Here is a 21,681-nt window from a genome sequence, read left to right as displayed (position 1 = left end):
ATTCATGACCGTTAGCGAATCGATGGCCGGGGCCCCGTTGCCAAAATTGCCCTTGGTGACCATGTTCCGCCTAGGCTTATTCCAGATGGGGCTGGGCATTATGTCCCTGTTAACCCTGGGGGTACTCAACCGCATTTTAATTGATGAGTTGGCAGTGTTACCCTGGGTGGCCGCCACGGCGATCGCCATGTATCAGTTTGTCAGCCCTTTTAAAGTGTGGTGTGGGCAACTATCCGACAGTCAGCGGCTGTGGGGCTACCATCGCACTGGTTATGTTTGGTTGGGAGCCCTGGGCTTTACGGTGTTGTCCTTTATCGCCCTCCAGGTGGTGTGGCAATTGGGCCTCAGTTTGCAAAATAACGGTTGGGGAGCCCTAACAATTTTTTGGAGCATAGCGCTGAGCACAGTTTTCGCTGCCTACGGAGTAACCCTGAGTTTAAGCTCCACTCCCTTTGCCGCCCTGTTGGTGGATGTGTCCGACGAAGACAATCGCTCCAAACTAGTGGGTATTGTCTGGTCCATGTTGATGGTGGGCATTGTACTGGGGGCCATTGTCAGCTCCCGCCTGCTAAATACCCCGGAAATTTGTGGCCGAGCCCTGTTGGATGCCGATGCTCTGCTGGTGAAAAAAACCGTTGACATTGCCCAACTACAACGGGGCATTAATCCCGTCTTTATCATCATGCCGGGGATCGTCGTTTTCCTGGCCTGGCTGGCCACGGTGGGGGTGGAAAAAAAATATTCTCGCTTTGGCGATCGTTCCGAAGGCCGGGAGGACGAAATCACCCTGGGGCAAGCGGTGAAGGTTCTGACCGCCAGCCGACAAACGGCCATCTTCTTCGGTTTTTTACTACTGCTGACCCTGAGCCTATTTATGCAGGATGCGGTGCTAGAACCCTACGGCGGGGAAGTCTTTAACCTTTGCATTTCTGAAACCACCCAGTTAAACGCCTTTTTTGGCATGGGTACCCTGTTGGGCATTGGTTCCACCGGCTTTTTTGTCGTACCCCGTTTGGGCAAGCAACGTACCACTTCCCTCGGCTGTGCCCTGGCCGCCCTTTGTTTTTCCTTGCTAATTCTGGCGGGATTTCAGCAAAATGTGACCCTGTTAAAATCCGGTCTACTTTTCTTTGGTTTAGCATCGGGCATGATCACCGCCGGAGCCACCAGTTTGATGTTGGACCTCACCGCAGTGGAAACCGCTGGCACTTTCATCGGGGCCTGGGGTTTAGCCCAATCCATTTCCAGGGGTTTAGCCACCGTGGCCGGGGGCACAATTTTGAACATCGGCAAGGCTTTGTTTGCGAATGCAGTGTTGGCCTACGGTTTGGTATTTGCTCTCCAAGCCCTGGGTTTAATTCTCTCCATTTTCCTGCTCAACAAGGTTAACGTGCGGGAATTTCAGGACAACGCCAAAACGGCGATCGCCACAGTGATGGCGGGGGATTTGGACAGCTAAAAAAAACTCCCCAGATATTTAGGGAGGAGAAAATTAGGATGTCTGCACAATACCGCAAAAATTAAGTGTGGTGGGCCCCATTCACCCGTAACACTTCGCCGGTGACATAGCTACTGGCCACGGGAGAGAGCAAAAAGGCCACCGCCCAGGCAATTTCCTCCGGTTTACCAAAACGGCGGAAGGGGATTTCCTTAGTAATTTTCTCCCGAATATCTTCTCGAATGGCTAAGGTCATTTCCGTGTCAATGAAACCAGGAGCTACTGCATTGGCCCGCACCCCGTAACGGGCTCCCTCCCGGGCTAGGGATTTCATCATGCCAATCACCCCGGCCTTAGTGGCGGAATAGTTAGTTTGGCCAACGTTGCCCCGCTCCCCGGAGATGGAACTAATGGCGACAATGGAACCGGCTTTGCGTTCGTACATACCTTCAATGAACGGTTTGATGCTGTAGGCCACCCCCTTGAGGTTGACATTGAGCACCGCATCCCAATCGGCGGGGGTTAATTTGGGAAAAAAGTTGTCTTTGGTAATGCCAGCATTGGCCACTATGCCGTAAACGGGCCCCAGCTTATCGGTGATTTCCGCCGCCGCCGCCGTCATGGATTCTAAATCGGTGACGTTGGCCACCACCCCCAGGGCCTCAGCATTACCGCCATCCGTAGCTAAATCAGTGAAAGCCACCTTAGCCCCCATTTCCTGGAGCAATTTGACGATCGCCGCGCCGATGCCCCGATTGCCGCCGGTGACCACAATTACCTTATCTTCCAAACCCAGACTTAACATGGTGACTCCTTAAAAGTTAATAGAAACAAATTCAACTTGATCAGCCAAAGCCTCCACATTCGACTCGATCAGCCACTAATCCTTAAACCCTTTCAATGGCTACGGCCGTACCGCCGCCGGTACCATGGCAAAGGGCCGCCAGACCCATGGCTTTATCCCGTTGTTGCAGAGCGTAGAGCAGAGTAACCATAATCCGGGCCCCCGATGCCCCAATGGGATGTCCCAAGGCGATCGCCCCACCGTTAACATTCAACTTGTCCCGGTCCACTCCCAATTGCTGCTCAAATAAAAGATTGCTGACGGAGAAGGCCTCATTATTTTCAAACAAGTCAAAATCAGCAAGGGTTTTATCTAGCTTGGCCAACAGTTTTTGGCTAGCGGTGATGGGCAACTCGGGAAAACGGCTAGGGGTGCCGGCGGCCCAACTTCCCCCAAGAATTTTGGCCAGGGGTTTGAGTTGATATTTTTCCACCGCTTCCGCACTGGCTAGGAGTAAAGCTGCCGCCCCATCGGTAATCTGGCTACAGTTGCCCGCCGTTAATACACCGTCTTTGGCAAAGGCTGACCGCAATTTGCCTAGACTTTCCACGGTGGTGTCAGCGCGAATACCTTCATCACTCTTCAGCACCTGGGTCCCTTTGCGACTGGTGATTTCAATGGGGGCAATTTCTGCATCAAAATAACCAGATTCCGTGGCCTGGGCCGCCCTTTGTTGCGACAAACAGGCCACTTCGTCCAATGCGGCCCGGCTGAAACCATGCTCTGCGGCCAATTTTTCCGTCTGGTCCCCCATGCCCTCGCCATTGGTGCTGTCCGTCAAACCATCATGGAGAAGAAGATCAGTTAAATTTTCCGGTGCTCCCATGAGAAACTTATAGCCCCAGCGGGCCCGGTGGGAGAGGTAAAAACCGGTTTGGGACATGGATTCCGTCCCGCCAGCCAAAATTAGATCCCCTTCACCGGCCCGGATGGTCAAAGCGGCATTAATCACACTCATCATGGCGGAAGAGCAGACCATATCCACCGCATAGCCGTCCACCGTATCGGGGATCTCCGCCTTCAAGGCCGCTTGACGGGGAATTAGTTGCCCATGGCCAGCCCTCAACACGTTGCCCATAATGTATAGGTCTAGGTGCTTTCCCTCCACGCCGGCCTGGGCTAGGACGCTTTTCATCACATGGGCCCCCAAGTCCACCGCCGAAAAATTGGTCAGGGATCCACCAAAACGCCCCAGGGGAGTTCGTTTAGCAGCAACAATAAAAACATCACGCATAATTGCTTTCCAATGCCATGGGTTGGGATGGGCGGGCATTAACTCCGCCTCCAGCTCAATTATGGAGGTGAATTCCGAAAGCAGTGCACCCCAAATTTCAAGCTATGACAACAAATACCCCGTGCAGAAGCACAGGGTAAAAATTACAACAAGCTCAATGGCAGACAGTGTTGGCGCTCAAAAACTTAGCCCAAAGCATTTTCAATGGCAGCTTTTAAAGAAGAGTCATCGGGTTTAGTTTGGGGGTCAAAGCGGGCCACCACCTGCCCATCCCGACCAATTAAAAACTTGCCAAAATTCCAGCCAATGTCTTCGCCATCGCCGACGAGGAATTGGTAGAGGGGGCTGCGGTTGGGACCATTGACGTCTTGCTTTTCTAGCAAGGTAAAGTCCACGTCGTACTTGGTTTTGGTGAATTCTTTAATCTCCTCTGGGGAGCCTGGTTCCTGGGCACCGAACTGATTGCAGGGCACACCGATAATTACCAAACCTTGGTCGCCATAGGCCTGATCCAAGGCCACTAGGCCGCTGTACTGGGGAGTTAAGCCACACTTACTGGCAACATTGACAAAGAGGACAACTTTATTATCAATTACCTCCGGAGCCAGGGGCGTGCCATCTAGGGTGGTCAAGGAATTGGGTAAAGACATAGGTGTTAAGAAATATTACGACGGTTTCCATTATGGACGATTAAGGTACTTCCGGTACCGGAGGGGGACTATCCTCCAGGGTGGTGTTATCCAATAGCAATCCCAGGGTGGCAAAGGGCAGGCCGTAAATGGCGATCGGATTGGTGTAACCCTTCAACTCAATGGTGTCTTGCTGAATAGTTGCGGCCCATTGGGGTAATTCCTGTAGATAGCTAAAGGTTTTTTCGCTCATGGCCAAGTCGAAATGGGCCTGCTTGGTGGCAGATTCTAACCGAAAAGCAGCGTTGACCGTATCACCGATCGCCGTGTAGTCGGGATGGTCCCCACTACCGGTGTTACCCACCATGGCGTAGCCAGTGTTTATTCCTGTGCCAATGCGGAGGGGGAAAGGCAGATCGTATTTTTGATTTAACCGAGCCGTCATGGCCTGGAGGCGGTTGACAGCATGGAGAATTTGGAGAATTTCCGCCGGGGTAGCTTCGTTGTAGCCGTGGAACCAGATCGCCATCACCGCATCGCCGATGTACTTATCCACCCAGCTACCGGCTTCCCGCAAAATATGTCCGGCCTGGCGGAACCAATTGCCAATTAGTAGGGATAGCAATTCCTCCTGCACCTGCTGGGCCATGCCAGTGAAGTTGCGCATATCCGCCACCAACACCGTAATTAGTCGCCGCTCATGGAGCACATTGGTCTGGGTATCCCATTCCGCCGGATTCCGCAACAGCCCCGACGGCGTACCGTTTTGGTCAGAGTAAAATTTTGCTTCCGTTTTACCAAAGGTAATTTTGTCCTTGTCCTGAATGGCGATCGGTATACTCACCCGCCGACCATTGACAAAGGTGCCATTGCGGCTACCTAGGTCAATTAACAAAAAAGTATCTTCCTCCGTCGCCTGCAAAATCGCATGGTTGCGGGAAATGCAACTGTCCCGGATGACCAAATCATTCTCCTGGCTCCGGCCCACAGTCCAATAGTTCCGCCCCTGGAGAGGAAAAGTCACATCCCCATGGGAGAAATGTACTATTAGGTGAACGGATGGAGCAGGCTTATCCACGGGGTAATGGCAAAAGTTGACTTAGGCCATCATAGCCCCAAGCCAGAAAAGGGCATCTACAACAATAGTACTCAACACGGCTCCCGCAAAGGCCTGCCAGCCGGGGGACCGCCGTTGCAACGCCCAACCACCCAGCCCCAGCAATAGGGCCAACAATAGCCAAGCCCAGGCCGCCCCCCAGGGGGTATGAATTTTAGCCAGGGCCGCCTGGAAAACAAACCGGGCGAATTCCGGGTCCACCACCATCACCTGACGCCAATGATCCATCAAGCCGGTGAGATAAAAGTAAATATCGGTGACGGCCGTTCCCGTCAGGGAGCCTAGGTAGAATAAATGGCCGATTACGCCCCAGCCCCGTTTCAGTCCCCAGAGGGCAAAGGGTAAACCGATCGCCTCGATGGGTAAATGCCAGAGGGGTTCCCAACGAAACCAACCCCAATAAATGGCCCCCGCCAACCAACTCCAGCTAAAGCCCAGCAGTAAATCCCCCCACAGGGCCTGATCAGGTTGTTTCATTAACCAAACGGCGATCGCCACCCAGGGCAAAGTCAACGCCAGGGAAAGCCAGGGAAATTGCCGCACCAGGGGCGCTTGGATAAACACCGGCACAGAAACCAGAAAGCCCGCCATCAGTTGCATGCCGGTGGTGGTGGCATCAATGGCAAGGCTGGAGCGCCAACGGTGGAAGCGGCGCAGAAAATTAAGCCCTGGCTGGGCTAAGGCGGTGGTTAAAAGGGGAATCACTATAGGGGTTGAATAAAGTTGGCTAAAAGGGGTTTTAAAAAAGCTTCCCTCTGGGGGAACAGAGGCAGGGGTAATTTTAAGTTTTGTTACTTTAAATTAATCTTGCTTATTATATCCAAAAACTTCTAGGCTTTCTAGGGAATACTGCCTGTGGTTTGGCCACCTCAGCCCCGGGGAATCAGAAATATTGCTAACGGTTATCCCCCAAGCCGCTAGAATGGGCTACGGAGATCGGCCCAGGATACCAACTGCATCTAGTGAATCTAGCCTGGCTCCAGGGATTTTTTCTACCCCTTCCGTCCCCGCCGGCCCCAGCGCTATTAATTTTTCGATCATTCACCATGGCTAAAGTTTTAGTTTCTGACTCCATTGACCAAGTCGGCATTGATATTCTCAAACAAGTTGCCCAAGTTGACGTAAAGACTGGGCTATCGGAAGCAGAAATTATAGACATCATCCCCGAGTACGATGCCATCATGTTGCGCTCTGCCACTAAGGTGACGGAGAAAATTATCCAAGCGGGTAGCCAGTTAAAAATCATTGGCCGGGCTGGGGTTGGTGTGGATAATATCGATGTGCCTGCGGCCACTCGCCAGGGCATTGTGGTGGTTAACTCCCCCGAAGGTAATACCATTGCGGCGGCGGAACACGCTTTGGCCATGATGATGGCCCTGGCCCGCCATATCCCCGATGCCAACAAATCCGTCAAGGAAAATAAGTGGGAACGGAAACAATTCATCGGCACCGAAGTTTACAAAAAAACCCTAGGGGTAGTGGGTCTAGGAAAAATTGGTTCCCACGTGGCCGGGGTGGCCAAGGCCATGGGCATGAAATTGCTGGCCTACGACCCGTTTATTTCCCAGGAACGGGCCGACCAAATTGGTTGTACGTTGGTGGACCTGGATCTGCTATTCAGCGAAGCGGATTTCATTACCCTACACATTCCCAAAACGCCGGAAACCGCCAACCTGATCAATGCTGAAACACTGGCTAAAATGAAGCCCAGTGCCCGCATTATCAACTGTTCCCGGGGGGGCATCATTGACGAAGAGGCTTTGGTCACTGCCATTGAAACGGCCGAGATTGGTGGGGCCGCCCTGGACGTGTTTGCCCAGGAACCCCTAGGGGAATCCCGCCTACGGGAATTTAGCAACGTAATTCTGACCCCCCATTTGGGGGCCTCCACCGAAGAAGCCCAGGTGAACGTGGCGGTGGATGTGGCCGAACAAATTCGGGATGTGTTATTGGGCTTACCGGCCCGCTCAGCGGTGAATATCCCTGGCTTAACCCCCGATGTGATGGAAAAGTTACGTCCTTACCTCAAGCTAGCGGAAACCCTTGGCACCCTAGTGGGCCAGTTGGCCGGTGGCCGGATCGATCGCCTGACGGTGTGCTTGCAAGGAGATTTGGCGGAATATACCAATAGTCAACCCCTGGTGGTGGCGGCTATTAAAGGTCTGCTCTCCCAAGCTCTCCGGGAACGGGTCAACTATGTCAATGCGGCGATCGAGGCTAAGGAACGGGGCATCCGGGTAATTGAAACCAAAGATGCTTCAGTGCGGGACTATTCCGGCTCCTTGCACCTCAAAGCCACTGGCACCATGGGGGAACACTCCGCCACGGGGGCCCTGTTGAGCAACGGCGAAATCCGCATCACCGACGTGGACGAATTCCCCATCAACGTTCCCCCCAACAACTATATGTTGTTCACCCTGCACCGGGATATGCCGGGCATCATTGGTAAAATTGGTTCCCTGCTGGGTAGCTTTAACGTCAACATTGCCAGCATGCAAGTGGGACGTAAAATTGTCCGGGGGGATGCGGTCATGGCCCTGAGTTTGGACGATCCCCTCCCCGATGGTTTGCTATCAGAAATTACCAAAGTGGCTGGTATTCGAGATGCCTACACCGTTAAGCTCTAATCAGCTTGCCAAAGGTTGAAGTCAATTTCGGGAGGTTTAAATCCCTCCCCTGCCGTTGGCCCATATCAGGGAGGAATGAATGGCTGTGGCTAATAGTTGGTGGGAAATTAGAATACTTTGCCATCCTTCCCTGGAAGAAACTGCTTTTTGGCGGCTGGAAAAGTTTGGCTGTGTGGGCACTTCCACTGAAAAAAAGGCCCATTCCCTGCTCATCCGTGGTTATTTACCCCAGGAAAAGGCAGAAATTCTTGACCTCGCCGCCCTCGCCCTCTGGTGTGAGCAGGACGCCCTATTACTCCAGGTGCCCAAGCCCCGTTTCCATTGGCAATTGATTGACGAAGAAGATTGGTCCATTAGTTGGAAGGAGCATTGGCAACCCACCCCTGTTGGCGATCGGTTTATTATCTACCCAGCCTGGATTGATCCCCTAGACCCTGGCGATCGCCTGATTCTGCGCCTCGACCCCGGGGTGGCCTTTGGCACCGGCACCCATGCCACCACCCAGCTTTGTTTGGAGTCCTTGGAAATGCGAGTGGATCCAGACAAAAATCAAGTGTTGGCGGATCTTGGTTGTGGTTCCGGTATTTTGGGCATTGGAGCAATTTTATTAGGGGCGGCCAAAGTGTACGGGGTGGACAATGACCCCCTAACGGTGGATTCGGCCCGCCATAATCGCCATCTGAATCAAATTCACCCCGATAATTTGGTCATTAATGAGGGCAGTGTGCCGGAGTTGGAGCAGTTAATTGCGGAGCCGGTGGATGGCATTATTTGCAATATTTTGGCGGATGTCATTGTCGATTTACTGCCCCAATTCACCCCCCTGGTCAAACCCCAAGGTTGGGCCATTCTCAGTGGCATTATGGTAGAACAAAGTCAGGCGATCGCCGATGCGCTGGAGCAAAACGGTTGGACGGTGGTCGCCATTTGGAAGCGCCAGGAATGGTGTTGCTTTCAAGCTAGAAGAGAAGAGAGTGATTGATAATAGTAGTGGGGAGAATTGAGATTATATGGGGAGGAAACATAAACTTTTAAAACAAATTTTGTCTTGCTCAAAGAATATACCTTTTAACGATTTTGTAAGCCTGATAGAGTCATTTGGTTTTCATCTTTCCAGAATTAGTGGGAGTCACCATATTTTTATCCACTCCGACGTCACAGAATTGGTTAACGTTCAAAATGTTAAAGGACAGGCCAAACCTTACCAAATCAAACAGTTTTTAACTTTAGTTGAAAAATATAATCTCAGATTGGAGGATTAATTATGAAGGACTATCACATCAATATCTTTTACAGTGAAGAAGATGAAGGTTATATTGCCGATATTCCCGATCTTAATTGTTGTTCCGCCTTTGGTGAATCACCATTTGAAGCTCTCCGGGAGTTGGAAATTGCCAAAAAATTGTGGTTAGAAAGTGCCAAAGCGGAGGGAAAATCCATTCCTCTGCCAACCTATCGACCCGCCATTTATCAGGCTTCCTGAACAACCTAAGGGCAGAAGATGCAAAAAATCACAAAAAAGAGGCCATTGCTGACCTCAAAGAAATTGATTCATAAAATTGCCATTCAACATTGCTAAATTAGCAACAACTAGTCTCGAGCCTAGGCCAGACCCGCATTGGTGCCGGGACGGCCAGTGGCTAATTCGACTTTCACAATTTTGCCGCCCATTTTCATGATGCGCTGTTGCTCACGAAACCAATTGTCGTAGGGCACCAACTTCGTAAAATAAGTATTTTGTAATTCCCGTTGTGTCCGAATCCGGGTTTGGCTAGGAACACAAGCCGTAATTCTAAACATCCGCATGGGGTGTGGCTCTCCTAAAACGTTTTCTCTTAAAAAGTTGGCATATGCGACAGAACGGGAGTCAGAAGTCAATACCGGTCAGCTAAAACCCCGGCTATCCCGGTGGTGGCTTTAACGGCCCCAGCACTCACTTTAGACTTCCCGTTCCAACAGAGGGGCTACTGGCTAAGTTGTAAATCAACCAAGGCAGAATCACCCACGGGAATCCAGGACTAGCTCAAGCCAGAGCAGATGTAGTCGAGGTAAACGCCCATTTCTTTGCCAGCATCAGCACCAACCAAGCTAGCGGTAACTTCTTTGATGGCTTGGATAGCTTGCACGGTGGAAGAGATGGGTACACCCAAGGAGTTGTAGGTTTCTTTCAAACCGTTGAGTACACGCTCATCGAGAATGGAAGCGTCACCGGCCAACATGGCATAGGTGGCATAGCGGAGGTAGTAGTCCAAGTCACGGATACAAGCCGCATAGCGACGGGTGGTGTACATGTTGCCACCGGGACGGGTGACATCGGAGTACAACAGGGATTTGGCCACAGCTTCTTTAACGATGGTGGCGGCGTTGGCGCTGATTACACTGGCAGCCCGCACCCGCAGTTCACCGCTGGCGAAGTAGCTTTTCAGTTTGTCCATGGCAGCACCGTCGAGGTACTTACCTTGAACGTCAGCAGAGTTGATTACAGCCGTAATTGCGTCTTGCATAGTTTTGGTTTCCTTAAATCTTACTCAATGGGAAAAATTGCTAAAAGGGTTGAATAATTAGGGCTCAACACTTCAATAAGCTCAGGTTTAACAACCTAGCTCATGGCACCGATAACGAAATCAAAGTAGGCAGAGGCTTCGGCGGCATCATCGGAGGACATCAAACCAGAAGCAACTTCTTTCATTTCCCGGACACTTTGAGCAACGGCTTCAATGGGGGTGCCGAGGGAACGATACATTTCCCTTACGCCCACTAAACCGATTTCTTCGATGGGGGTAACGTCACCGGAAACCACACCGTAGGTGACGAGGCGGAGGTAGTAGTCCATGTCGCGCAAGCAGGTGGCGGTCATTTCTTCACCGTAGGCATTGCCACCGGGGGAAACGATGTCAGGACGTTTTTGGAAAAGGCGATCGCCAGCTTGTTTAACGATGGTTTCGCGGGAACCGGTCAAGGTTTCAGCAATGCGAAGACGGGCGGCACCGCCGGTAACGAAAGATTTAATACGATCCAGTTCACCCGGGCTTAGGTAGCGGGCTTCTGCATCAGCATTCACGATTGATTTCGTGACGATACTCATGGATGGATTCCTCCGTAAAGATTTAAAACGTTAAAAAAAGGCTTTAAGCTGATTTTATCAACCGAGACATAGTCACGAACTGGACAAAGCCGTTAACCAGCGGACTCCAGCGAGCAACCTGCCCAAACTATTCTCAGGCATTGCGTTCCTGATTACACTGTCCCCGTAACAGTTTGTAATATTTCTTGACGATCGCCCCCTGAATTTGCCCTAATCCCTTGGCATTTTAGGGGGAGGCTGTAAGATTAGAGGGGAAAGTAATGGTTAAATCCAAATTTTCCCGAATTTTGACTTCCACTCCTCCGCCTCCCTTCGTATTTTCGGCTGTGTTGCAGCGATTCCAATAATGAAGAAGCGACCCCTATTCTCCCTTTTAACTGGCTCTCTGCTGATTTTCAGCGGCGGATGTGGATTTCTCCCCGGCGGTGGTGATGGTGAAACTGATGTTTCCTCAGATACCCAAGAAATGCCTCCCCCGCGGGTGCCTCTGGCCGCAGTCCGGCCTCTGCCTCCGGTAGATATGGCAGCCCTGGGGTTAATTCCCCCCGTCTTACCGGATCAACGGCTGAGGGAGATCCGCGCCGGCCGGGCAAATCCGTTCGAGCTAATTCCTGTGGAAGCGAAGATTCGGGAATCGGTCTGTCAACTTGATCCGCCCAAGCCAGGGGAGGCCAATGGGGCAAAGCAGGCTAAAACTAACGGCGGCTCTGTCACCACAACTACAACCACCGCTACTTCTGCCACTCCCAGCACTCCGGGCACTGTTAATCTATCCCCCTCACCAACCGCTCCTCCGCCCCTGTTCCCCAACGATGCCAGGGCAGTGGTGGTTTCCGGCGTTATTGAGATCGGTAGTCGTCCCTATGCCATTGTCCAAGCCCCTGGGGAGCCCGTCGCGCGTAATGTGACCGTCGGCGATCGCCTTTCCGGTGGCCGGGTTAGGGTCAAAGCCATCAATCCCTTTGGAGCCCCGCCCAATGTGGTGCTAGAACAGTACGGAGATTCTGTCACGAGGGATGTGGGTTCCCCCGCTTTACCGCCCCTCACTCCCCCCACTTCTCCCACTGCGGCAGGATCTTCATTGGATGCGGAAGCCGCCATGGAGGCTTTCGGCCAAGGATTCGTCCAAATTTTAGGGGCAATGGCCCAGGAAATGGGCGGCACTGTTACCACCACCACCACCCGGAACACCAACACCACCCGCACTGTCCCCCTCAGGGGCCCTGAAGAAGATGGCATTGGCTACGGTGAAATCCGTAACCTAGCGGTGCTCAAGTTGGCAGTTAATGAAAGGGGCGGTGATTTGATCAATTCCGTTGGTGTGCTCTGTAATGCTGGCCAAGAAACCCTTGAGGTGCGCCGTTTGACCTTCCAAGTGGAGGACGCCACCGACAATACTATTTTAGATAGTATCCAGATTGGTTTAGCTCGTCCTTATCTCCTGCAAAAGGGGCAAAAACTCGAATTTGATGGCAATGCTCCCCGCTTCCGGGGCCGTTCCCCCCAGGACGTCATTGTCAAGCTGGTGGATTGGGGTTCCCAACAAACCCAAACCGCTAGTAATTGATCTCTGGGTACTCTGGGTAGCCCCGGATTTAGCCTGACCTTATAGCTTTATAGCGTTTGGGATTATCCATAGTCGACAGATAGGGCCGATTTCCCTGGGGCCCTGGGCCAGCTTGCTCCCTTGGCCTACAGTTAGGTAATGTCTTCCCCCAGCCTTTCTCCCCAATACCAAACAATGCTCGATGATCTGGATGGGCAGGTGCTCCAGCTAGACCGTCAAGTATTCCGCCGCCTGGCCAACTTGGGCTACCATCCCCAGGTGATTTTCGATGTGGGCGCTTCCAATAGTGGCTGGTCCTACTATATGAAACAGGTGGCAACGGAGGCTGACTTCTATTTATTCGAGCCCTTGGTGGACCATGTGCCGGATTATCAAGGTCTGATGGCGGAAACATTGCGGGTTTATCCTTCTTTCCATCTATATAAATATGCCCTCGGCGATCGGGACGGGACCATAACAGTTAATGTCTTCAATGACCCCGCCAGTAGCACCACCCTGGCCATGCCGCAGGGCAGTCCCCCCACCAAGGCCGTCCAAGTTCCCCTGCTCACTTTGGATTCGGCCCTGGCCAAGCTTCATTTGCCCCAACCCCAGGTGATTAAAATCGACACCCAGGGCAACGAGTTGGCCATTCTCCGGGGAGCGCCCCAAACATTAACTAAAGTTGACGTTTTATTTCTGGAGTGCTGGCTCTACCGGGGTTATGGCCCTGGAACTCCCCTCCTAACGGAAATCGCCAATTGGTTACTGCCACTCAATTTTCGCCTCTGGGATGTTTCCGAGCCCTACCGTGGCCCCCAGGGAGAGTTGACTACCTTGGATTGTATTTTCATCAACACAGCAGCCGGCCTAACCCCAGATTGGTACTATTAGCTTTCTTTCCTTTTGCCCCTAAAAGGGGAGGACAGGGAGGGTTAATTACGCACCAAGGGAACTGTAATGAAAAATTTTCTGTCCAATTCATACATCTTCTCCCTTTTTTACCATAGCTTTTAGTGAGTAGGGGCAAAGGGGATTAATCACGATTAACAGCAGTGAATTCGTTGCCCGCCTATCTAGCCATTCTGGATTTTCAGGCGCTGGCCAGCAAAATATCTCTGCATTTCCTTGTTCGTAGGCTATAATTTGCCTGGAGTAGCAATTCTAGCCAATTCTTATGGAGGTCCCCATGGGTCCGCCGTCCCGGGTTGACTAGAAAAAGTTCTACTATTCGCCGAGTAGACAATGTTGAAAAAGCGCGAATAATCATCTGTTGGTGGCACCATGCTTCTGGTCTTGACAGCAAGGCGATTCTTGCTATGATTACCCTAAGCAACTCCTAGACACACATAGATGAACCCTGTTTTGTATATTTTTTACCGTAAAAACTGAGGAGTTTTAAGAAGTCCTATGGCACTAAGTCCTAACATAATTGCGGCTCTGCAGATCATGTACACCGGCAAGGGTGTATCTACCAGCGATCTGAACTGGTGGGCTACAGATGGGGCAAATATCACCTATGACGAAGCAGTTGCCCTGTTTGCCAACAGCGCTGATGCAAAGGTGAAGTATCCCTTCTTCCAAGCGCCCCAAACTGCGAATAAGCGTCAATACATTGCTCAAGTTTTTGCCAATCTCTACAACATTGACATTAACGACACTTCCCTGGTCCCCACAGAGGAACTTGACTATTGGATTAACTGGTTGTCATTGTCCCCCGATAACTATTTAGTTTTCCCCAGCGCGCTCAATCATGCTTCTGCTGATGCGGGTCTGACCGACCGGTTGGATGCTTTGATCAACAAAACTGATACGTCTCTCCTCTTTGCTGAAACGTTTTCTAGTGTTGGTGTCAATACTTTCACCCCCGAACAGTCTGCCGATGCGAGTGCAATTATTGCTGGAGTTGATGAAACTCCTGGGAGTGTGTTGGCTGCAGAAGCTCAGATTATTGAACTGGCTGCGGGCGTAAACGTCTTTACCATTGCTCAAGCTCAGGCGACGCCTAATCTGCCCCCTCTCTACACCATTAGCGACAGTGCCGATAACTTAATTGCTGGTACCGCTGACTCTGTTGTGGTTGATGCCACCACTGTCATTGCCAACCAATCCCCCGCGGCTCCTTTGACTGTGGACAATGCGGAAATTCTGCTCGCCACCGCCGATTCTTTGGCTCCCGGTGTTACCTGGGACATTCTTGATTCCGCCACCGACGTCCTTGGTGGTGGTGTTGCCGTATCCGGTGCCGCCAGTGTTGGTATCACAGATTCCTTTGTCGATGTTGCCACCGCTGGTGATCTAACTGCTTTAGCTAATTTTGACGGTATCTACGCCGTTGAAGATACTTCCGCTGCTATCCTCGCTAACACGGCAGTTGCGGCCGGTGCCACCAGTGTATCTCTCACTGACCCCGGTGTACCTGTAACCGTTGCCGGTGCTCAAACCCTCCAAGGTTTGGGTAACTTCTCTGGTCCCTACAACATCGAAGATACTTCCGCCGCTATTTTGGGTGCAGCTGGTTCCCCTGCGGTGCTTGGCGCTGACAGCGTAACCCTGTCCGACCCCGGTGTGGGTATAACCGTTGCCGGTGCTGAAACCCTCCAAGGTTTAGGTAACTTCGTTGGTCCCTACAACATCCTCGATACCTCTGCCAATGTTTTGGCGTCGGAGAGCTCCCCTGCGGTGCTTGCTGCCGACAGCGTTGCTCTTTCTAATCCTTCAACTCCCGTAACCGTTGCCGGTGCTGAAACCCTCCAAGGTTTGGGTAACTTTGCAGGGCCCTATAACATCCAAGACACGTCCCCCAACATTATTGCGGCGGCTACCTCTGCCGCAGTTCTTGGAGCTGAAACCGTCAGCCTAGATGATTCCTTTGCCTTTGTAACCGTTGCCGGTTCCGATACCCTCCTAGGTTTGGGCAACTTCGTTGGGCCCTACAGCATTCTTGATACCTCTGCCAACATTTTGGCGGCGGCTACCTCTCCCGCAGTTCTTGGTGCCGACAGCGTTGTCCTCTCTAACCCTGGTGTTGGTATAACCGTTGCCGATGCTGAAACTCTCCAAGGTTTAGGTAACTTTGTAGGTGCCTACAACATCCTCGATACCTCCGCCAACATTTTGGCCGCGGCTACCTCTCCTGCCGTTCTCGGTGCCGACAGCGTTGTTCTTTCCAACTCCTCAGCCCCCGTAAGCGTTGCTGACGCCGAAGTTCTCCAAGGTTTGGGTAACTTTGAGGGCCCCTATGCCATCGAAGACACCTCTGCCAACATTTTGGCAAGTGCTACTTCCCCTGCGGTTCTTGATGCCACCAGTGTGACCCTGTCTGACCCCGGTGTGGCCATAACCGTTGCCGATGCCAAAACCCTCCAAGATCTGGGTAACTTTGGTGGTCTTTACAACATTGAAGACACCTCTGCCGCCATCTTGGGTAATGCAACTTCTGCTGCGGTTCTCAATGCCGAGAGCGTTATCCTTTCCAATCCTGGTGTACCCGTCAGCGTTGCTGGTGCCCAAACTCTCCAGGGCTTGGGTAACTTTGAGGGTCCTTACCACATCGAAGATACTTCCGCCAACATTCTTGCGGCGGCTACTACCCCTGCGGTTCTGGATGCCACCAGTGTTGAACTTTCCGACCCCGGTGTACCCGTAACCGTTGCTGAGGCTGAAACTCTCCAAGGCTTACCCACCTTCGCTGGTCCCTACAACATTGAAGATACCTCTGCCGCCATCTTGGCCGCCGCTACCACTGGTGCGGTGCTCGATGCCGACAGTGTTACTCTGTCTGACCCTGGTGTACCTGTAACCGTTGACGGTGCCGAAACTCTCCAAGGTTTGGGTAACTTTGTTGGTCCTTACAACATCGAAGATACTTCCGCCGCCATCTTGGCCGCTGCTACCACCGGTGCAGTACTTGATGCTGACAGTGTTACTCTGTCTGACCCTGGTGTGCCCGTAACCGTTGATGGAGCTGAGACCCTGCAAGGTTTGGGTAACTTTGTTGGTCCTTACAACATCGAAGATACTTCCGCCGCTATTTTGGCTGCTGCCACCACCGGTGCGGTACTTGATGCCGATAGCGTCACCTTGTCCGACCCTGGTGTTGGTATTACAGTTGCCGATGCTGAAGTTCTGCAAGGTTTAGGCAATTTTGTTGGTCCCTACCACATTCTCGATACATCTGCGAATATCCTCGCTGCCGCTAGTTCCCCCGCGGTGATCGATGCAACTAGTGTTAGCTTGTCCAATCCCGGTGTCGGTGTTACCGTTGCTGATGCAGAAACTCTCGCCGATATTCCTGGTTTCGGCGGCCCCTACAGCATCGCTGATAGCCTGGAAGCCTTGACGGCTGCCATTGGCAATCCCGTAGTTGATGGTGCTACGGATTACAGTTTGACCAATGCAGCTGGTTCCCTCGGTATTATTTCCGATGCCCAGTTGTTATTGGTTCAAGGTGCTCTCAACAGTTCTGACTACACCTTCACCACCGTTGACATCACTGCTTCCCGTCCCCAGGTACACGAAGGTTCTGTAACTGAAATTCTTCTCACCTTGAGTGAAGCCCAAGCAACGGACACCATAGTGACCTTCTTCCTCACCCCTGGTGATCCTACTGCCCCTGACACTGGTACCGATGAGTCCAACACTAATGACTTTATTGGCGGTCAGTTCAATCCCATTACGGTTCTTATCCCTGCTGGTGATCTTTCGGTCTCCGTTGATTACTCTCCCTTCCTAGATGGCATTGCCGAGTTCACTGAAGGATTCAGCGTTGTTGTTACTCTTTCTGGCTCCGCCGCTGGCGCCGTGTTTGATCTGGGCGGTCTTGGCATCCTCGATGGCCCCGGTGATGGCAGTACTGTCAACCTTACCGTTGGCAATGACATCGTTTCCGCCACCACTTTCATCGCTGCTCCCGAGTTGTCGATCGGTGGTCTCACTGCAAATACCCTGAACACCGGCGACAGGCTGACCGGTATTGGAGATGACAAAACCAGCCTTACTGTTACTTGGGTGGCAAGCACCTTTGGCAGCAACCTGGTTCAACTGCAGATGAAAGGGGTGGACGACCTCAACGTCACCTTGCTCCAAGATGATCTGAACATCTTCGCCAACAATCCTGGTGGTGTTACTGTTACGGATCTGAAGAATCTGAAAGCCAGCGGTAGTGTTAATGGCGACTTCTCTCTAATTGATCTCCAGAGCAAACTGGAAACCATCACCGTCCAGAACTACTTCTTTGGTGATGATGTCAACGTTACCATCGGCGATCCTTTCCTAGCCGGGGGTGACGATGTCCTTGAACTTCTCCTTGACCAGGTTACAGCTAGCAAAGCTGGCAACACCCGCGTTAATGTCAGTGACTTCTCTGGTACCGGTGGCTATGAAAACCTAGGTATCACGTCCGGTGTTACTACTACCTCGAAAGGTATTACCAATACGGTAGAAATTGACGGCATTTTAGCGGTTGAAGACATTGGCATCACTGGCAATGAAAACCTAACGCTGGCGACTTCCCTAATCAGCTCTGTTGTTAATGTTGATGCCACTGGTTCTGCTCTGATTCCTGAGTTTCAGGGTAACCCCGTGTTCACTGGTGACCTCAAAGCTTTTGTTGATACTCCCGGTGGTGACCTAATTTTCTTGAGCGGTTCCGGCGACGATGAAATTTCCATCTCTCGGACTGCTTTTGAAGGTGGTCACATCCTCGAGGGCGGTGCTGGCAACGATGAGCTAACCGTTACTGGTGACGCTTTTGGTGATCCGGCTGGTCATCTTGTTGGTGGCGGTGAAGGTAATGACTCAATCTTGGTAACTGGCGATGCCGGCGATGGTTTCGGCGATTTCGCTGGTCACCTTGTTTTTGGTGATGGAGGAGATGACTTCATCGAGGTCACTGGCGATGCTCTCGCTAGCACTGCTGGTCACTCCGTCTTTGGTGGTAGCGGCAACGATGTCCTCCTAGTCAGTGGTGCTGCTATTGCTGTGGACTCCGAAGCTGGTCATGTTATTGATGGCAATGACGGCGATGACTTCATCGATGTCAGTGGTGATGCTACTGCCACAACAACCCTGGTAAATGATGATGCTCTTGCTGGTCACACTGTTGGTGGTGGTACTGGCAATGACCTGATCGTTATTGAAGGTGACGCCTTTGCTGATTCCCTTGATGGTGATGCCAGTGCTGGTCACAGTGTTAATGGCGGCAATGGCGACGACATCATTACCATCGGCGATGGTGTTGATGATGGTGTTGACGATGGTGATGCCACTGCTTTTGCTTCGCCAATTGATGGTATTGCCAATGCTGGTCACACCGTTAATGGTGGTGACGGCAACGACACCATTACTATCAACGGGGATACTCTTGCTGTTGGTTTTATCGCCTTTAACGGTCACATTGTTAATGGTGGCGCTGGTAATGACGACATCTTCCTCAATGGCGACGGCAACCACCTAGCATTTGGTGGCACTGGCGACGACCTAATTGTCATGACCGGAGTTGGTAACGTTACTTTCTTCGGTGAAGATGGCGAAGACACCCTCGTTGGTAATGCCGGTAATGACTTCCTCTCTGGTGGTGCCAATGATGACTTCCTAATTGGTGGCGACGGCAACGACACCCTGACCGGTGGCGAAGATGACGACACCATGTTCGGTGACGAAGGCGACGATCTCTTTATCATCGATGCTGGCATTGACTTCGTTGGTGATTTGGGCAACAGCACAAGTCCTGATGGTGATCAGTTCCAAGTGTCTAAGAATGCGATCGGTAATATTGCCGTAGTCGGCGACTGGATCGCGATCCCAGATGGGCCTCCAGGAAAAGAAGGTACATGGAACCAAGGCGAAGCGAATCTCGAAATTGCTAGCCCCCTAGGTCTGTTGGTTGATTTGTCCAACGCAAATACTGGCCCCGGTGCCCCCTCCCCCACCAATGGCTTCACTGTTGTGGGCAACGTGGGCAAGGACACCATCATTGGTAGTGGCGACAACGACACCCTCCACGGCGGCATCGGTAATGACACTATCTCCGGTGATGAATGGTTTGTTGGTACTCCTTCTTTTGACTTTACTGTTACATTTGGGGGTGGTAACGACACTCTCTCTGGTGATACTGGCAACGACCTAATCGTTGGTGATCTTTTGATTGATAACGCTGTCGATGTCAGCATCGACACTGACTCTTTCATTGTGGGCGGTGACGACTCGATTGACGGCGGTACTGGTAACGACCAAATCGCTGGTGATCTATTGATTAGTGCTGATGAAGACGTCACAATCACTGATAGTCTTTTCTTCGGTGGTGACGACTCCATTGACGGTGGTACCGGTAACGACGAAATCGTCGGTGATCTATGGATTAGTGCTGGTGGAGACGTCACAATCACTGATAGTCTTTTCTTGGGTGGTGATGACACCATTGACGGTGGTACCGGTAACGACGAAATCGTTGGTGACTTTGCCATCCTGGTTGATGATGGTAGCGTCTTAATCGACCCCACTGTCATTGATGGAGGTGACGACATCATCACTGGTGGTGACGGTAACGACGCTCTCGTCGGTGACCTGAGTATTGTTGCCAGCAGTGTCACAATTGAAGGCGATATAGTTGAAGACACCTTCATTATTGGCGGCGACGACTTCGTTGAAGGTGGCGAAGGCAATGACGCCATAGTTGGTGACGCGTTTATCGATGGCGATCTCGTCGAAATTACCAAAACCACTGTGCTCGGCGGTAACGACGAACTATTCGGTGAAGAAATTTCGGTCGCAGGCGACGGCAGCGAATTCATCGTTGGTGATGTCTTCATTGATGCTGTTAACCTCACCTTGGATAAATTTACCTTTGGTTCGTTTAACCCAAGTACCGGCCTAGTTGAAGTTGGCAACGACTTCATCGTGGGTGGTAACGGTGTTGACGGCAACGGCCTAGTCGGTGATTTGCTCTTCCAAGTTGACAATGCTCCCACTCTCACTGACTTAACCTTAATTGGTGGTAACGACACCATCTTTGGTGGCGACGCAGAGGACCTTCTGGTTGGTGACTTTGCTATCCAACAAGGTGGTGGTGACTTTGGTGTTGCTAACCTCGTAAGTCTTTCTGATGCCACTGAATTTGCTTTAGCTGGCGGTAAAGACTTCCTGCAAGGTGGCAAAGGTGACGACACCTACTACGGTGGTGGCGGCATCGATACCATTGTCCTTGGTAACAACATCACCAATCCCTTTGGCGCAGGTCTCAACGGCGACAACGAGATTTGGTACATGAACGGTGCTTCTGAGAACGGAGCCCGCAACGGTGCCAACGTTGACGTTATCACTGGTTTCAACACCATCAATGATAAGTTCGTGTTTGCTGCCGGTCCGGGCAACTTCTTGGCTAACCTCAACCTCCAGGCAGGGGTTCCTACCTTGGCGTTTGGTGGCAGCTTACTTCCTCCGATCCCACCGGCCGTCTACCCTGTTAATGGTACTGGCTTCAACCTAGCTCCCACGGTGACCGATGCCCACGCTGATAACTTGAACAATGTGTTTGAGTCTGTAACAAATCCGTTGGCATCCTTCTCTGGTGGGATACCTTTATTCGACCCGGCCTTCGTTGGAACCTTGGCGTCACTCCTTCAGATGCAACAAATCAACGTTACTTCTGGGGCTTTTGCCGGTCGTCAATTCCTGTTCATCAACGACGGTGTTGCGGAAGTTAATACCCAGGATGACTTCCTAGTGGAAATCACCGGTATTACCGGTACCTTCGGTGGTGCTATTCCTCTCACCGAAAACTTCGAAGTTCGTCAATTCAACGTCTAATAACTTGAAGCTTAGCTGGGTCTAGTTTACCCAGCTTAAGTAAACGGACTTAATTACAGCCGTCCCTCTGGGGGCGGTTTTTTCTGCTTTTCATTCCCCCCTTACAAAGGGGGGCTAGGGGGGATAAATTACTATTTCCATAAAGGAAGGAAATCCCCCTAAATCCCCCTTAGTAAAGGGGGACTTAAATTTTGAAGGGGTCCTAGGGGGGGATTCAACTCAACTTTACAAACAGGAACTAGAGAGGATAAATAGATTACGATCAAATCCGTAAATTTCCTCAGTAAAGTTCCGGCTGCATAAAAGAAACTTTGAGTTATCTTGGGGGGCTAACCAGTGAATCAACTAAAAAA

Annotated in this window: 16 protein-coding genes; 8 read left to right on the top strand and 8 right to left on the bottom strand. The window is 51.6% G+C overall.

The window, feature by feature from the left end:
- Positions 1-4 precede the first annotated feature (4 nt).
- Positions 5-1,459: a PucC family protein gene (locus tag IQ217_RS01730; RefSeq protein WP_194018683.1), complete on the top strand. Its 1,455-nt coding sequence runs from the start codon at positions 5-7 to the stop codon at positions 1,457-1,459.
- 61 nt (positions 1,460-1,520) lie between these two features.
- On the opposite strand, the gene phaB is transcribed toward IQ217_RS01730, so the two are convergent.
- The 5 genes from phaB to IQ217_RS01705 form a co-directional block, all read right to left on the bottom strand.
- Complete coding sequence (gene phaB / locus IQ217_RS01725) at positions 1,521-2,243, bottom strand: acetoacetyl-CoA reductase PhaB (RefSeq protein WP_190598403.1); 723 nt, start codon at positions 2,241-2,243, stop codon at positions 1,521-1,523.
- A gap of 82 nt (positions 2,244-2,325) precedes the next feature.
- Positions 2,326-3,516, bottom strand: coding sequence for an acetyl-CoA acetyltransferase PhaA (phaA, locus tag IQ217_RS01720; RefSeq protein WP_190598402.1), 1,191 nt, complete (start codon positions 3,514-3,516; stop codon positions 2,326-2,328).
- Between the two features lie 185 nt (positions 3,517-3,701).
- Positions 3,702-4,166: a glutathione peroxidase gene (locus tag IQ217_RS01715; RefSeq protein WP_194018682.1), complete on the bottom strand. Its 465-nt coding sequence runs from the start codon at positions 4,164-4,166 to the stop codon at positions 3,702-3,704.
- A 40-nt stretch (positions 4,167-4,206) separates the two neighbouring features.
- Positions 4,207-5,223: an FHA domain-containing protein gene (locus IQ217_RS19345; protein ID WP_194018681.1), complete on the bottom strand. Its 1,017-nt coding sequence runs from the start codon at positions 5,221-5,223 to the stop codon at positions 4,207-4,209.
- Between the two features lie 21 nt (positions 5,224-5,244).
- Positions 5,245-5,967, bottom strand: a complete 723-nt coding sequence (locus tag IQ217_RS01705) for a DUF3120 domain-containing protein (protein WP_194018680.1) — start codon at positions 5,965-5,967, stop codon at positions 5,245-5,247.
- Positions 5,968-6,224: 257 nt separating this feature from the next.
- Here IQ217_RS01705 and serA point away from each other — a divergent pair, with 257 nt between their 5' ends.
- The 4 genes from serA to IQ217_RS01685 all read left to right on the top strand — a co-directional run bounded on the left by serA (position 6,225) and on the right by IQ217_RS01685 (position 9,372).
- On the top strand, positions 6,225-7,889 hold the full coding sequence (serA, locus tag IQ217_RS01700; RefSeq protein WP_190598398.1) for a phosphoglycerate dehydrogenase: 1,665 nt from the start codon (positions 6,225-6,227) through the stop codon (positions 7,887-7,889).
- A gap of 79 nt (positions 7,890-7,968) precedes the next feature.
- Complete coding sequence (prmA, locus tag IQ217_RS01695) at positions 7,969-8,871, top strand: 50S ribosomal protein L11 methyltransferase (protein ID WP_194018679.1); 903 nt, start codon at positions 7,969-7,971, stop codon at positions 8,869-8,871.
- Between the two features lie 28 nt (positions 8,872-8,899).
- Positions 8,900-9,151, top strand: a complete 252-nt coding sequence (locus IQ217_RS19445; RefSeq protein WP_194018678.1) for a type II toxin-antitoxin system HicA family toxin — start codon at positions 8,900-8,902, stop codon at positions 9,149-9,151.
- Positions 9,152-9,153: 2 nt separating this feature from the next.
- Complete coding sequence (locus IQ217_RS01685; protein WP_190598396.1) at positions 9,154-9,372, top strand: type II toxin-antitoxin system HicB family antitoxin; 219 nt, start codon at positions 9,154-9,156, stop codon at positions 9,370-9,372.
- 119 nt (positions 9,373-9,491) lie between these two features.
- Here the strand turns inward: IQ217_RS01685 and IQ217_RS01680 are convergent, their stop codons facing one another.
- From IQ217_RS01680 to IQ217_RS01670, 3 genes are all read right to left on the bottom strand, one after another.
- The gene (locus IQ217_RS01680) at positions 9,492-9,695 is read right to left on the bottom strand and encodes a phycobilisome linker polypeptide (RefSeq protein ID WP_010872505.1); all 204 of its coding nucleotides are present in this window, start codon (positions 9,693-9,695) and stop codon (positions 9,492-9,494) included.
- Between the two features lie 212 nt (positions 9,696-9,907).
- Complete coding sequence (apcB, locus tag IQ217_RS01675) at positions 9,908-10,393, bottom strand: allophycocyanin subunit beta (RefSeq protein ID WP_010872504.1); 486 nt, start codon at positions 10,391-10,393, stop codon at positions 9,908-9,910.
- Positions 10,394-10,488: 95 nt separating this feature from the next.
- Positions 10,489-10,974 (bottom strand): globin family protein, encoded by a 486-nt coding sequence (locus IQ217_RS01670; RefSeq protein WP_190598395.1) that lies wholly within the window; start codon positions 10,972-10,974, stop codon positions 10,489-10,491.
- 346 nt (positions 10,975-11,320) lie between these two features.
- On the opposite strand from IQ217_RS01670, the gene IQ217_RS18770 reads away from it, so the two are divergent.
- The 3 genes from IQ217_RS18770 to IQ217_RS01655 all read left to right on the top strand — a co-directional run bounded on the left by IQ217_RS18770 (position 11,321) and on the right by IQ217_RS01655 (position 21,328).
- Complete coding sequence (locus tag IQ217_RS18770) at positions 11,321-12,541, top strand: hypothetical protein (RefSeq protein ID WP_228023931.1); 1,221 nt, start codon at positions 11,321-11,323, stop codon at positions 12,539-12,541.
- 138 nt (positions 12,542-12,679) lie between these two features.
- Positions 12,680-13,414, top strand: a complete 735-nt coding sequence (locus IQ217_RS01660; protein WP_194018677.1) for an FkbM family methyltransferase — start codon at positions 12,680-12,682, stop codon at positions 13,412-13,414.
- A 516-nt stretch (positions 13,415-13,930) separates the two neighbouring features.
- The gene (locus tag IQ217_RS01655) at positions 13,931-21,328 is read left to right on the top strand and encodes a calcium-binding protein (RefSeq protein ID WP_194018676.1); all 7,398 of its coding nucleotides are present in this window, start codon (positions 13,931-13,933) and stop codon (positions 21,326-21,328) included.
- The last annotated feature ends 353 nt before the right edge of the window (positions 21,329-21,681 follow it).

This window comes from Synechocystis salina LEGE 00031 (assembly GCF_015207985.1).
In the GTDB taxonomy this organism is placed as follows: Bacteria; Cyanobacteriota; Cyanobacteriia; order Cyanobacteriales; family Microcystaceae; genus Synechocystis; species Synechocystis salina.
Note: the sequence above shows the minus strand (reverse complement) of the source record. Positions and strands in the feature narration are given on the sequence as shown.